Annotated in this window: 10 protein-coding genes; 1 reads left to right on the plus strand and 9 read right to left on the minus strand. The window is 50.0% G+C overall.

What is annotated here, in order from left to right:
• Nucleotides 1-56 precede the first annotated feature (56 nt).
• The 8 genes from AC506A_RS11040 to citZ form a co-directional block, all read right to left on the minus strand.
• Nucleotides 57-992 carry an NHL repeat-containing protein gene (locus AC506A_RS11040; RefSeq protein ID WP_495461066.1) on the minus strand — a complete coding sequence of 312 codons (936 nt, stop codon included), beginning with the start codon at nucleotides 990-992 and terminating at the stop codon, nucleotides 57-59.
• A gap of 162 nt (nucleotides 993-1154) precedes the next feature.
• A complete protein-coding gene (locus tag AC506A_RS11045; RefSeq protein ID WP_495461067.1) occupies nucleotides 1155-1958 on the minus strand; it encodes a DeoR/GlpR family DNA-binding transcription regulator in 804 nt (267 codons plus the stop codon).
• Nucleotides 1959-2915, minus strand: a complete 957-nt coding sequence (locus AC506A_RS11050; RefSeq protein WP_495461068.1) for a sugar kinase — start codon at nucleotides 2913-2915, stop codon at nucleotides 1959-1961. It lies immediately after the preceding gene.
• A 20-nt stretch (nucleotides 2916-2935) separates the two neighbouring features.
• On the minus strand, nucleotides 2936-3367 hold the full coding sequence (locus AC506A_RS11055) for a hypothetical protein (RefSeq protein WP_494818537.1): 432 nt from the start codon (nucleotides 3365-3367) through the stop codon (nucleotides 2936-2938).
• Nucleotides 3368-3442: 75 nt separating this feature from the next.
• Nucleotides 3443-5668: a DNA helicase RecQ gene (gene recQ / locus AC506A_RS11060; RefSeq protein ID WP_495461069.1), complete on the minus strand. Its 2226-nt coding sequence runs from the start codon at nucleotides 5666-5668 to the stop codon at nucleotides 3443-3445.
• A 94-nt stretch (nucleotides 5669-5762) separates the two neighbouring features.
• Nucleotides 5763-6704 carry a malate dehydrogenase gene (mdh, locus tag AC506A_RS11065; protein WP_495461070.1) on the minus strand — a complete coding sequence of 314 codons (942 nt, stop codon included), beginning with the start codon at nucleotides 6702-6704 and terminating at the stop codon, nucleotides 5763-5765.
• Between the two features lie 130 nt (nucleotides 6705-6834).
• Complete coding sequence (gene icd / locus AC506A_RS11070; RefSeq protein WP_495461071.1) at nucleotides 6835-8127, minus strand: NADP-dependent isocitrate dehydrogenase; 1293 nt, start codon at nucleotides 8125-8127, stop codon at nucleotides 6835-6837.
• A 196-nt stretch (nucleotides 8128-8323) separates the two neighbouring features.
• Nucleotides 8324-9436 carry a citrate synthase gene (citZ, locus tag AC506A_RS11075; protein WP_495461072.1) on the minus strand — a complete coding sequence of 371 codons (1113 nt, stop codon included), beginning with the start codon at nucleotides 9434-9436 and terminating at the stop codon, nucleotides 8324-8326.
• A gap of 300 nt (nucleotides 9437-9736) precedes the next feature.
• Between citZ and AC506A_RS11080 the strand changes: the two genes are divergently transcribed.
• The gene (locus AC506A_RS11080) at nucleotides 9737-11266 is read left to right on the plus strand and encodes a Ppx/GppA phosphatase family protein (RefSeq protein ID WP_495461073.1); all 1530 of its coding nucleotides are present in this window, start codon (nucleotides 9737-9739) and stop codon (nucleotides 11264-11266) included.
• Here the strand turns inward: AC506A_RS11080 and ppk1 are convergent.
• On the minus strand, nucleotides 11257-13320 hold the full coding sequence (ppk1, locus tag AC506A_RS11085; RefSeq protein WP_495461074.1) for a polyphosphate kinase 1: 2064 nt from the start codon (nucleotides 13318-13320) through the stop codon (nucleotides 11257-11259). The genes AC506A_RS11080 and ppk1 overlap by 10 nt on opposite strands.
• Nucleotides 13321-13496: the final 176 nt, after the last annotated feature.

Below are 13496 nucleotides of genomic sequence, written 5' to 3' on the forward strand. Positions count from 1 at the left end.
GGCCGTAATGACGGTCGATCGCTGCATAACCCTTTTTAGTTAGGAAGAGTTCGTGTTTACTTCTGTCTGATAAGCTTGGTAATCCGACCGTCGAAGATCCATTCCGCCACATAAACATTGCCTTGTGAATCCACGCAAACGCCGTGCGGCGAGCTGAATTTATCGGGACGATAATAGGATTTCGGCAAATTCGGCCAACCCTGCTGTTTATAAGCCTGCTGGTCTTCTCCAAGATGCGTAATAAGACGATCGTTCTTATCCAGTACTGTAATCCGGCTGTCCAGATCCGGGATATAAACCTCGTCACCGAAGAAGTAGAAGCTGCATGGAAGATCGAGATTATGATCGACGAAACGCTTATGCTCGCCTTCAAGCGTGAACACTTGAATACGGCTGTTTCTGCGGTCAGCAACGTAAATTTCCGGCTCATCACCGCGCAGGTTGATGGAGATACCATGCGGTTCTTTGACTTTGCCAGGCTCTGAACCACGGCCGCCCCATGAACGGATATAGTTGCCTTTCGCATCGTAGTGATGAATATAGAATTGACCGTAACCGTCAGAAACGTATATGTCGCCGTTTGGTGCCACGCATACATCTGTCGGGACGTAGCGGCGCTCGGCATCATACAGATCCGGACGCTCTGGTCCGCCAATTTCAAGCAGTACGTCACCGGACAAGGTCGTTTTGACCACAAGCGCACGGTTTGTATCTGCGAAATACAAATATTCGATGCCGTCTGCGTCGTCACGGTGAAGGTAGAAGCCGTGAGCGCCTCCCTCAAATTCCGCGCCCCACGAGGTTATGAAATTTCCCTCTTTGTCAAAAACGACAACCGAGTCTTTGCTCGTGTTATGTACGTAAACGTTATCATTTGCATCGACGACAATACCATGCGTATAGCCGTAAGCGATTCCTTCCGGAAGGTTACCCCAGCCTTCTGCAACTTCATAGGAGTGAGATTCGTTACCAATAATCAATTTTTCAGACACGTTCACATTTCTCCTTTCAAGTTTTCGTACAATCCCAAGTATACCAAAATCGGGAAAAAGCAAAAGTAATATTTTAACAAAAAAGCAACATCTGCATGGATCTTCATCCATTTCGATATTGCTTCCTCCTTGCTCTATATGTATCTGTGATACAGGTGCGTTCTACATCGAAGCTTCCTGTCCCTCGCTTGCAATGACGGTTTGAATGCCATGAGCATTGGCGATTGACGCAAGCTGCTGTGGAAGCGGTCTGTCCGTTATAAAGGCTTGCAGCTCGGTGAGCGGCGCAATGGAGAATAGCGAAGTACGGCCAATCTTCGTATGATCGAACATCGCATAGGTTGCTTGTGATCTGCGAATCATTGCTTTGGCGATTTGCGCTTCTTGCTCAGAATAGGTTGTGATGCCCCCGGTTGAGGAAACACCGTCTACCCCGAGAAACATTTTGCCGATATGCAGCTGACTAATCATGCCTTCGCCAAGCGGGCCGCAGCATTCAAAGCTGTTATGCCGCATCATCCCGCCCGTAACAACGACGTTGATCTCACTGCCTGCCAGCTCCATCGCCACGTTGATGGTATTGGTCACTACGGTAATGCCTCTGCGCGTTTTGAGCAGCTTGGCCAAATAATAGTTGGTCGTGCCGCCGGAGAGACCGACGACATCGCCTTCGAAGATGAGCCCTGCCGCTGCCGCCGCAATCCGTTCCTTCTCGAGGAAATACAGCCCTTCCTTCTCTGAGAAAGGGAGCTCTCTCACCGCATTCATGCCATCATACATCGCTCCGCCAATCGTCCGAATGACCGGCTCTGATTTCTCCATCAGTTCCAAATCACGGCGCGCCGTAGCTTCTGAAATGCCAAATCGTTCGACAACCTCTTGTATCGTAATACGTCCTTGCCGCTTCAGCACATTCATAATCTGCTCCCGCCGCCGCTGTCCTTTCGACGATTGCACATCTGCCATTTAGCGCTCCACCCAGCCTTTGTCCGTCAATCTGCGTTCAACGGTCGTCCAGTCAGGAAGCGCTTCCCAGTCACCGCGCGCTTGAACCACCAAAGCGCCGCTGATGCTGCCAAGTCGTACAGCCTCAAGCGGGCTCATGCCTTTGAGCAGTCCAGCCAGGAAAGCAGAACAGAACGCGTCGCCGGCACCTACCGTATCGATAACACGTTCAACGGGATAGAAAGGCACCTCAGTTGCTTGACCATTCTCCAGTACGACCGTCGTATCTCCGACACCTTTGATGACGCTGATTGCAGGCAGCTTCGACAGCTCCGCCTTTACAGCTTCAAAATCATCGTTCTCATACAGCAATCGCAGCTCGTCCCAGCCTGGCAAGAAATAGTCCGCTTGCTCAGCAAGGGGCAATACCACTTCACGCGCTTCCTCAATCGTCCATAGCTTGAGACGCAAATTCGGATCGAATGATATCCGCACGCCTGCTTCCTTCGCAGCGGCAACAACCGCGAAGATCGTTTCACGACAGTTCTTGCTAAGTGCTGGTGTAATGCCGGAGATATGCAAAATTTTGCAGCCCCGGATATAGTCCATATCGAGCTGTTCCGGTCTCATTTGACTGGCGGCGGAGTGTTTGCGGAAATAATGAACGGCAAGCTTCCCGGCCACCATTTCGCGGAACATCATGCCTGTCGGCGCCGCTTCCACTAGGCTTGCACGCGAAACGTCCACGCCTTCTCCGCGAATGCGCTTTAGAATGGAACGGCCAAACGGGTCGTCACCGAGCACGCCGAACCAGCCGACAGTTTCGCCTAAGCGAGCAACGCCAATCGCAACATTGCTCTCTGCTCCTCCGAAGCTTACTTCAAGCGTAGGGGCATTCTCGATACTTCTATACTCCTGCGGCATAAATAAAGCCATCGTTTCCCCGAAAGTTAATAAATCCGGCACGGCCTTCGTCAACGGTATCCCTCCAATGTTACTTACATCGTTTTGATAATCGGATACTTCATGAAGTAAAGAATTACAACATAAATGACTAGAATGATCAGGCTCAGCACACGAGCTTTACCAATATGAGCCGTAGCACTTTGACCGCTCTGAATCTCAGCTGCAATCCGCTTCAGCGGTTTCGTCACAATTCCCCCCAGTGCGGCAATTGCTAGGAACAGCAGCGTAACAATAATCATCCAAATTACTTTATACTCACCTTGCGACATCAAGTAACCGCCTGTCAGCAGCTGCAGGACGAGAAAATATTGGGCAATTCGGTTTGCGGAAACAAGACCTTCAGCAAGGCCTGCTTGTCCGGCGCCGTCAAGCTTGGATGCGCGTCCGACCATCAGCGGCAAAACGAGGTAAAACCCCATTCCGGCTGCACCGAGCACGTGCAAAAACAACATGAAATTCAACATCCGTACGTCCTCCTAAATTGTATTATAATCTTTACAAGTATACTAAAATCAGCGCGGCAATTCAAAGAAACCCATTTATTCAGCGGCAGGCGACAATCGATGCTTCACCATAACGGCTTTGATCGCAAAATATTCGACATCATCCGGAAGCGCTTCTTTGATGGGCTTGAGCTTATCTGCCCCAACTTGAGTGATCGCTTCCACAATCTGAGCTTCATACTGCTGCGGAATAAAAGCATCCCAGTCCAGCTCCTCGCCCTCCTGCGCACACCGCAGCAAATGATTCTCTATCGTCACTCGACCCATACCGCGTATCGATGCGATGTCAGCGATCGAATGACCCATGCCAAGCAGCGTCAACGACTGCATGTGGCTCGATAAACCCTCCAGCTCCGCTTGCAGAGCACCAGTTAGCGCTTCAGAGGGCTTCTCACGCTCTATACGAGGCGCTGACGAGTCCGACTTCTCTTGTGGCTGTTGGTAAGGAACACTGCCTGTCTCCGCCGCTACGTCGCCTTTAAACGCTCTTACGATTGCTATCACTTCGCTGCCGTATTTGTTCGCCTTGGCAGCCCCGATGCCTTTCACGCCAAGCAGCTGCTCGGTATTCACAGGCTGTCGATCCGCAATTTCACGAAGCGCCGCATCAAAAAACAGCATAAACGGCGGAACATGCTCTCTGGCCGCCGTAACCCGGCGCCATTCCCGAAGCGCTTCGAACAGCGGCGTGTTCGCGGATGTAACCGAAGTGCTCTCGGAGGCTCTTCTTTTGGCCGCTGCACTTTGTCTGCGCTGAACCGTCACTTTCCCTTCGAGTACAGGAAGAGCCTCGGCTGTGAGCGAAACCGTCGGATATTCCCCTTCGCTGATTCGCAAATACCCTTCTGCTACAAGCCAGTACAACAAATCTGTAATCTCTTTCTCAGCCCAGCTCCTCATGAGTCCATACGTGGACAAGCGGTCTAAACCAAACTCAAGGATCCGTTTCTCTCTTGAGCCTTTCAGTACTTTTGCCGCAAGTGAGATCCCGAATCTGCCCTTCAGCCTCCCCACACAAGACAACGCCTTGCGCGCATCCTCGGTTGTATCAATGAGTGCACTCTGATCCAAACAGTTGCTGCATTTTCCACATTCCGGTACATCCGACTCGCCAAAATATTTCACGATATACTGCAGCAAACATTTCTCCGACCTGCTGTAGTGCATCATCGTATAGAGCTTATTTAGCTGAACGGTCTTCCGCTCCGGATCTCCGGTGCTCCTGTCTATCAGAAACCGCTGTACCTGTACGTCCTGAGGTTCGAATAAGAGGACACAATCACTTTCTTCCCCGTCACGGCCTGCACGTCCCGCTTCCTGATAATACGATTCGACATCGCCTGGCATCTGATAGTGAACAACATACCGAACATTCGGCTTGTCGATCCCCATACCAAACGCATTCGTCGCAACCATAACCCGATAATCGTCAAATCTGAATTTCTCCTGTGCATCCGCACGTTCATCATCGACTAAACCGCCGTGGTACTTCCCTACCGCAATCCCGAGCCGGCTCAAATCCTCGCTCACTTCCTCGGCTTCCTTACGCGTTGCCGTGTAGACTATGCCCGATTGATCAGGCCGCTGAGAAACGAAGTCGCGAAGAAATTTCCGTTTATCCGTTCCCGTTACAACGGAGAGCGTTAAGTTGGTCCGTGCAAATCCGGTTATGAAAATATTCGGCTTGCGTAGTCCAAGCATCGCCGCGATGTCATCTGCAACTTCCGGTGTCGCCGTTGCTGTGAAAGCCGCAACCGGCGGCCGATTCTCCAGCCTCCCGATCCAGCCTGCAAGCTGACGGTAGCTCGGACGGAAATCATGTCCCCATTGGGACACACAGTGGGCCTCATCGATCGCGATAAGCGGGATATGCATCTGACTCGACAAGGAATCGAACATGTTGCTGTCCAGTCGTTCAGGTGCGACATAGAGCAGCTTGTACACGCCTTCTGCAGTCTGCCTCACAACGTCTCGATAAGCAGCTGCATCTAATGAGCTGTTTAAATAGGCTGCGGGTACCCCTAAGCGGTTTAAAGCGTCCACTTGGTCCTTCATTAACGAGATGAGGGGTGAGACCACAATCGTCGTCCCAGGCAGCAGCATGGCCGGAAGCTGGTAACAGATCGACTTCCCGCCGCCGGTCGGCAGAATGGCGAGCGTATCTTTACCCGCCAATACGCCTTCGATGATATCGCTTTGTCCTTTGCGGAAGCTGTCGTATCCATAAACTTGCTTCAGCATCTGCTGTGCTTCAGTATGCATGGGCAGCCACCTCCTTCTTAAAATTAAAAACAGCAAAACCCTGACGAAGAATCTGTCAGGGTCTCATGTGCTTCATGAGCTGTGTCTTGCTCTATTAGCCGTTCACAACCGAGATCACATTGCGAACGGAGTTAGCGGACTTCTCAAGAGCCGCTTTCTCATCTTCGGTAAGCTCCAGCTCGAATACTTTCTCGATGCCGTCACCGCCCAGAATAACCGGGACGCCCATGAATAGGTCGTTGTAGCCGTATTCCCCTTCAAGCAGTGCGATAACCGGCAGGATGCGTTTCTTGTCCTTCAGTATCGCTTCTGTCATCTGAACGAGCGATGCAGCGGGAGCATAGTATGCGGAGCCGTTACCCAGCAAATTTACGATTTCGCCGCCGCCAACACGTGCACGCTGCACAATGGCTTCAATGCGATCAGCCGGAATCAGCTTCTCAATTGGAATACCGCCTACGTTCGAGTAACGAACGAGCGGTACCATATCATCGCCATGGCCGCCAAGTACGAATCCGCGAACATCTTCCGTGGATACGTTCAGCTCTTGTGCAATGAACGTGCAGTACCGTGCTGTATCGAGTACGCCGGATTGGCCGATAACTCGGTTCTTAGGGAAGCCAAGCGTGTTGTATGCCGCGTAAGTCATCGCATCAACCGGATTCGAAAGAATAATCACATACGCATCCGGACTGGTCGTTTTAATGTTTTCGCAAACCGATTTCACGATGCCGGCATTGGTGTTTACCAAGTCGTCGCGGCTCATGCCCGGTTTACGAGCGATTCCAGCAGTAATGATGACTACAGATGAACCAGCTGTTTCTGCATAGTCGGAAGTACCTGTTATTTTGGAGTCGATGCCTAGAACCGGCGTCGATTCCAACATGTCCAGCGCCTTGCCTTTAGTCGGGTTCTCAAGCTGCGGGATATCGACCAACACAACATCGCCAAGCTCTTTCTGTGCAAGCATCAACGCTGTTGTAGCCCCAGTGAAACCAGCGCCTACAACTGTAATTTTATTACGTTTAATCGCCATTACAAACGGCCTCCCTTAAACAAATGTGATATACGCCTGTCTAAATCCGTCAATAGCCGGCTGGGATTCCAAAGGATAAGTTCTTGGGGCCCTCCTCATGATGAGAAGGACCCCAAGGGTATGCTGTGAATTACAGGTTTTTGATGATTTCGTCAGCGAATGCGGAACATTTAACTTCTGTTGCGCCTTCCATCAGACGTGCAAAGTCATACGTAACGGTTTTGTTGTTGATTGCTGTTTCCAGACCTTTGTAGATGGAATCAGCAGCCTCTTGCCAGCCAAGGTGCTCAAGAAGCATAACGCCGGAGAGGATTACCGAACCTGGGTTTACTACATCAAGGTCAGCGTACTTAGGAGCTGTACCGTGAGTTGCTTCGAAGATTGCATGTCCAGTCAGGTAGTTGATGTTAGCGCCCGGAGCGATACCGATACCGCCAACTTGTGCTGCCAGTGCATCAGACAGGTAGTCACCGTTCAGGTTAAGCGTAGCGATCACGTCGAAGTCTGTAGGACGTGTAAGAACTTGTTGCAATGCGATGTCTGCAATTGCGTCTTTCACGATCAGCTTGCCAGCTGCTTCTGCGTCTTTTTGTGCTTTGTTAGCAGCGTCAGTGCCTTCTGCTTCTTTAATGCGGTCGTATTGACCCCAAGTGAAAGTTTGTTCTGCGAACTCTTGCTCAGCCACTTCGTAGCCCCAGTTCTTGAACGCGCCCTCTGTAAATTTCATGATGTTGCCTTTATGAACAAGTGTCAGCGTTTTACGGCCATGTTTCAGCGCGTATTCGATCGCAGCACGTGCAAGACGTTTGGAACCTTCAGCGGAAACCGGTTTAATACCGATACCCGATGTTTCAGGGAAACGGATTTTGTTAACGCCCATTTCGTTTTGCAAGAAGGAAATCACTTTCTTCACTTCTGCGGAGCCTTCTTGGTACTCGATACCTGCATAGATATCCTCTGTGTTTTCACGGAAGATAACCATGTTTACAAGCTCAGGACGTTTAACCGGGGAAGGTACGCCGTCGAAGTAACGAACAGGACGCAAACATACATACAGGTCAAGCTCTTGACGAAGTGCTACGTTCAGGGAACGGATACCGCCGCCGATTGGCGTAGTCAGTGGTCCTTTGATCGCTACGATGTATTCGCGGATTGCAGTCAGCGTGTCAGCTGGAAGCCACTCGCCGTAAGCGTTGAATGCTTTCTCGCCGGCAAATACTTCGTACCATGCAATTTTCTTCTCGCCGCCGTATGCTTTCTCAACAGCTGCATCCAGAACACGCTTGGACGCTTTCCAGATATCACGGCCTGTGCCGTCGCCTTCGATGAAAGGAATGATTGGGTTGTTAGGAACGTTAAGTACACCGTTATCGATTGTAATTTTGTCGCCTTCAGTTGGTAGTGCGAACTTTTCGAGTTGCATGAATGAATTCCTCCTAAGATTATGCGTTGCTCCTCGAGTGCATGACTCGATGCGCACGCTTGATTAATGAATAACTCGGTAAACATAACATGACGGGAGCCGGCTCCACAACCTAATGGTCGTGCACCAGCACCCCGCCCGCATGCAAGGCGCCATCAGGCGTTGGCCTGCTGGCGCTCTTAACAGCTTCATATTCTTAACGTTGTGTGATTGGCGTTACCTTTTGGTCAACCGGTCCTGTGTACTCAGCACGAGGGCGGATCAGGCGGTTATTCTCGTATTGCTCAAGAATGTGCGCTGTCCATCCGGATGCACGACTGATGGCAAAGATCGGTGTGAAGAGGTCACGCGGAATTTCAAGCGTCGTGTAAACCGATGCGGAGTAGAAGTCAACGTTTGGCTTCAAGCCCTTTTGTCCGGTTACAAGCTCTTCGATCTTAACAGACATTTCGTACAGCTCCATGTTGCCTGTCAGTTTGCCAAGCTCACGGGACATCTTCTGAAGATGCTTCGCGCGTGGATCGCCGCCTTTGTAAACGCGGTGTCCAAAGCCCATGATTTTCTCTTTGTTCGCAAGCTTCGCGTTGATATAGGATTCTACATTCGCGAAAGAGCCGATCTCTTCAAGCATAACCATTACGGCTTCGTTAGCACCGCCATGAAGAGGACCTTTCAAAGCACCGATTGCTGATGTTACGCCGGAATAGATATCCGACAGCGTTGCAACCGTAACACGTGCAGCGAACGTCGATGCGTTAAGCTCGTGGTCTGCATGCAATACAAGCGCTTGATCCAGTGCTTTAACAGCTACTTGATCCGGCTCTTGTCCTGTTAGCATGTAGAGGAAGTTGTAAGCAATGGATACGCCGCTCTTCGGTGCTACTGGCTCTTGACCTTGACGGATGCGCCCAAATGCCGCAACCAGCGTAGGGATTTGAGCTTGGATCTTGATGGCTTTCTTGATATTCGCCTCTTGCGACATATCATTAGCCGATTCGTCAAACAGGGCAAGACTTGAAACCGCTGTACGAAGAGCCGCCATCGAATTTGTATTTTTAGGGTAGAGCTTCATTTGTTCCAGCACCCCTGCCGGTACAACCGCGTACTCGCTAAGTTGTCCAAGCAACTCGTCCAGTTCGGATTGGTTTGGCAGCTTGCCGTACCAGAGTAAGTAAGCCACTTCTTCAAAAGAAGCGTGCTCCGCAAGATCATCGATGTCGATTCCGCGATATGTCAGTACGCCATCGATGATCGAGCTGATCGAGGATGTCGTTGCGACGATGCCTTCTAGACCTTTGGTTGCTGTCATGTTTCTCTCTCCTTTGACCTCTTTTTATTTAAATAATGGAGTAGCAATTAACAATAATTGGATTCGAGTTCCGTATCGTCGTCTTAATCATATCGGATTTTGACCGCGAAGTGAACAAAATCGGACATAAAATTGATTTATCGGCACCATAAAGGTTTTTTCTTCACCTTTCCTGCAATGATTTTTCCCAAATTCCTATGCTTTTACCCTTACTAATGAGCACTTTATTGCGCTGCTCTTCAAATGGTAAGATGTGATAATAGAAATAGGACTTGCAGTGACGACGAAAGGGGCTTACTTATGACGGAACAGCGCATTGGCATCATCGACATTGGCTCCAACTCGATCCGACTTGTCATTTATGAACGGACTTCCGGCGGCGCTCATCGCGTAATCGATGGAAGTAAACGTGCAGCCCGTCTCAGCGAACAATTAGATGACGAGGGCGCATTGCCTTCCGGCACAATCGACGAGCTTGTAGATATGATTAATCACTTTCGACTCATTTGTGCGCATCATCGGACAGGACTAATTCGTGCCGTCGCAACAGCGGCCATTCGCAACGCGTCTAACCGAAGTGAAGTGCTGCACCAAATCGAGGCAAAAACAGGTCTTCCCATTGAACTGCTTTCAGGAGAAGAAGAAGCCGGATACGGTTTTCTCGGCATGATTAATTCCATGGATATCCAAGACGGCTTCCTCATCGACATCGGAGGCGGAAGCACTGAGGTATCGCTATTTAAGGACCGCACCCTTGTTCGAGCTGTCTCATTCCCGTTTGGCTGCGTCAGCATGACTCGTCGTTTTGCCAAGGGAGGCCTGTTATCAGACCAGCAGCTGCGCGAGTTGGAGCAACATGTGACCGATTGGGTTGAACGAGAAAACTGGCTAAAATTAACCCCTGGACTCCCTCTAATCGGAGTTGGAGGTACTGTGCGAGCTCTTGGAAAGGTACATCAGGCCCACACCAAGTACCCGTTCGAAAGCACTAACAACTACCCGCTAATGGCCCAGTCGACGGATGGATTATTTGAACTGCTGCGCAAAGAACCACTCGATAAGCGCAGTAAAATCCCAGGCCTATCAAAAGACCGGGTGGATATCATCGTCCCTGGCATCGCTGTTCTGCGTACGATTTATCGACTCATTGGCGCCTCGCACTACATCGTTTGCGGGGCAGGTCTGCGCGACGGTCTGTTCTACGCTACTCGCTTCCCCGAGCGGCCAAGGCTCGATGATGTCCTCACGTACAGCGTCAACAATTTGGCTGCCTTGCATCCCGAAGCGCCAATGCAGCATACCTCTCAAGTGAATCGCATCGTGCTCAGCCTGATGGATGCGCTGCAATCGCAGGTACGAAATCCGATCCAAGCCAAGCAGTTGATCGATGTTGCCTCGATTCTTCACCGAATCGGAGCCAGTATCGATTACTATGATTATCGCAAGCATACCTTTTACCTTATGATCAATTCACATATTAACGGTCTGTCGCACTTAGAGCTGCTTATATGTGCATCAATTGCTTCTTTCAAAGGAAAGAATCGTGTCAAGCAAATTGCTGCAGCCTATAAACCGATGCTCGGCGAAGAAGATATCAACCACATTTGCCAGCTGGGCACCTTGCTTCAGCTGGCCATTGCGCTCGATCGCAGTGAAACCCAAGCCATTGGCAAGCTCCATATCGAAATTGCCGGCGGGAAGCTTCATCTGCGCGCGATTCGTGCCGAAGGCATGCTTTCCGTTGAACGGAAAGAAGTCGACGCGCTTGCAGGCGACTTCAAGAAGGTATGGGGACTAAGTCCCGTACTCCATACGCCGGATTACCGATAAGTCTTCCATCTGCGGATATTTTTCGCTTGAAATTGACTCCGCAGAACCGGAAGATCATTCTGAACAGGCTCATAGTTTCCGCTTGACAGAAGCTCGCGTGCCTTCTTGTTATCATCCAAGTTAAGTCGAAGCACATTAAATAGATTTTTGCGTAACCTCGCATCAAAAACAGGACACATCAATTCAATTCGGCGGGTTAAGTTGCGCGTCATCCAGTCCGCACTGGACAAGTACAGCTCCTCTTCGCCTCCGTTATGGAAATAAATGATACGCGAATGCTCTAAGAATCGATCCACGATACTAATCACTCGGATATTGCTGCTTTGGCCTGGAACGCCAGGTCTTAAGCAGCATACACCGCGGATAATCAGCTCAATCTTCACACCTGCCTGCGACGCCTCATACAGCTTATCGATCATTTCTTGATGCGATAGGCTGTTCATTTTTGCAATGATATGAGCGGGTTTGCCTGCCGCAGCATGGGCGATCTCGCGTTCAATTAAGCCGAACAGCTTCTCCTTCAGGTCAGACGGAGCGACGCCGAACGCTTTCCACTCGTAAGGAGACGAATAACCCGTCACCTCGTTAAACAACGCCGATGCATCGGCTCCGATAATCGGATGTGACGTAAACAGTCCGATATCTGTGTACAGTTTGGCCGTACTGTCATTGTAGTTGCCTGTTCCGACGTGCACATATCGACGGAGCATGCCCTGCTCCCTGCGTACCACGAGCGTAATCTTGGCATGTGTCTTCAATCCGACAAGGCCGTATACGACATGACAGCCCGCTTTCTCAAGCTGCCTCGCCCAAGCGATATTTCGTTCTTCGTCAAACCGCGCCTTAAGCTCAACTACAACTGTAACCTGTTTGCCAGACTCTGCCGCCATAGCAAGTGCCTGCACAAGTGCGGATTGACCGCTGACACGGTATAACGTCATTTTGATGGCAAGGACATCCGGGTCCTCTGCAGCCTCAGTCACAAAATCACTAACCGCCTCAAACGACTCATAGGGATGATAAAGAAGCACATCTTCCTGCCGAATAATTGCGAACATATCATCCGATTGTTCGAATTCTTGCGGGTAAACCGGCTCAATACGTTCAAACAACAGCGATTCATAATTCGGCAATGAGTTGGCAAAACGCATCAGAAAGCTGAGATCGAGCGGACCGTCGATTTCAAACACATTTTCTCCCTGCTCAAGCTCTTCCTTCAGCATTTGAAGTGCATAAGGGTGTATACCCTTCCCATACTCCAATCGAACCGGAAGTCCCCATCTGCGGCGTCGAAGCTCCTTCTCAATCTCCTCGAGCAGATCTTCAGCACCTTCTTCGTTCAGCGTGAGATCCGCATTGCGCGTTAAACGAAACGGATCCACCGCAATCGTCGTATAACCGTTAAATAACGTGTTGATGTGTCGTTCGATCAGTTCTTCAAGCAGCACAAACTCGTTTTTCTTACTGTTAATCCTTCCCGGCACCGAAATAAAACGCTGCAGGATCGAAGGCACTTGGACGATCGCAAATAAAGGTTCTTCTTCCTCCGGCATACTCTCTCTTCCCAAAATAACGGACAAATAAAGCTCCTTCGTATGCAGCAGCGGGAACGGACGACTCTGGTCAACCGCCATCGGAGTCAGTACGGGAAACACAATTTCGTGAAAATATTCATCTACAGCCTTGAGCTGTTGTGCATTTAACTCTTCGATGGGCCGGAAGCAGATGCCTTCCTTGGCTAACCCGCGCATTACTTCTCTGAACGTTCGGTACTGATCCGCTACCATTTGATTGGTACGTTTCATCAATCGTTTCCATAAACCTGCAGGCGTGTAGCCTGTGAAATCCCGCTTCGTATAGCCTGCTTTCATTTGATCTTGAATGCCTGCGACGCGCACACTCATAAATTCATCCAAATTGCTTGAGACGATCGCTAGAAATTTGGCCCGCTCGAGCAGCGGATTATCGGGATCCTGCGCCTCCTCCAGCACTCTTCGATTAAATTCGACCCAGCTTAAGTCGCGGTTTACATATGGTGATATCGTTTTGTTCATTCCGAGATCCTCCTGCTTGTCGATTATCCCAATTATGTAGTTTGATTGTTTGTTCCTTATTAAACTATTGTTAATGGGATGTAAAGACGAGCCTTTACGTCTAATTTTTTTTTGATAAACATCGAAATATCGCCTATGCTACAATTATACAATAAGAAGGGGAACATTTTTCCTGT

Source organism: Paenibacillus sp. N22P23, from assembly GCF_059383735.1.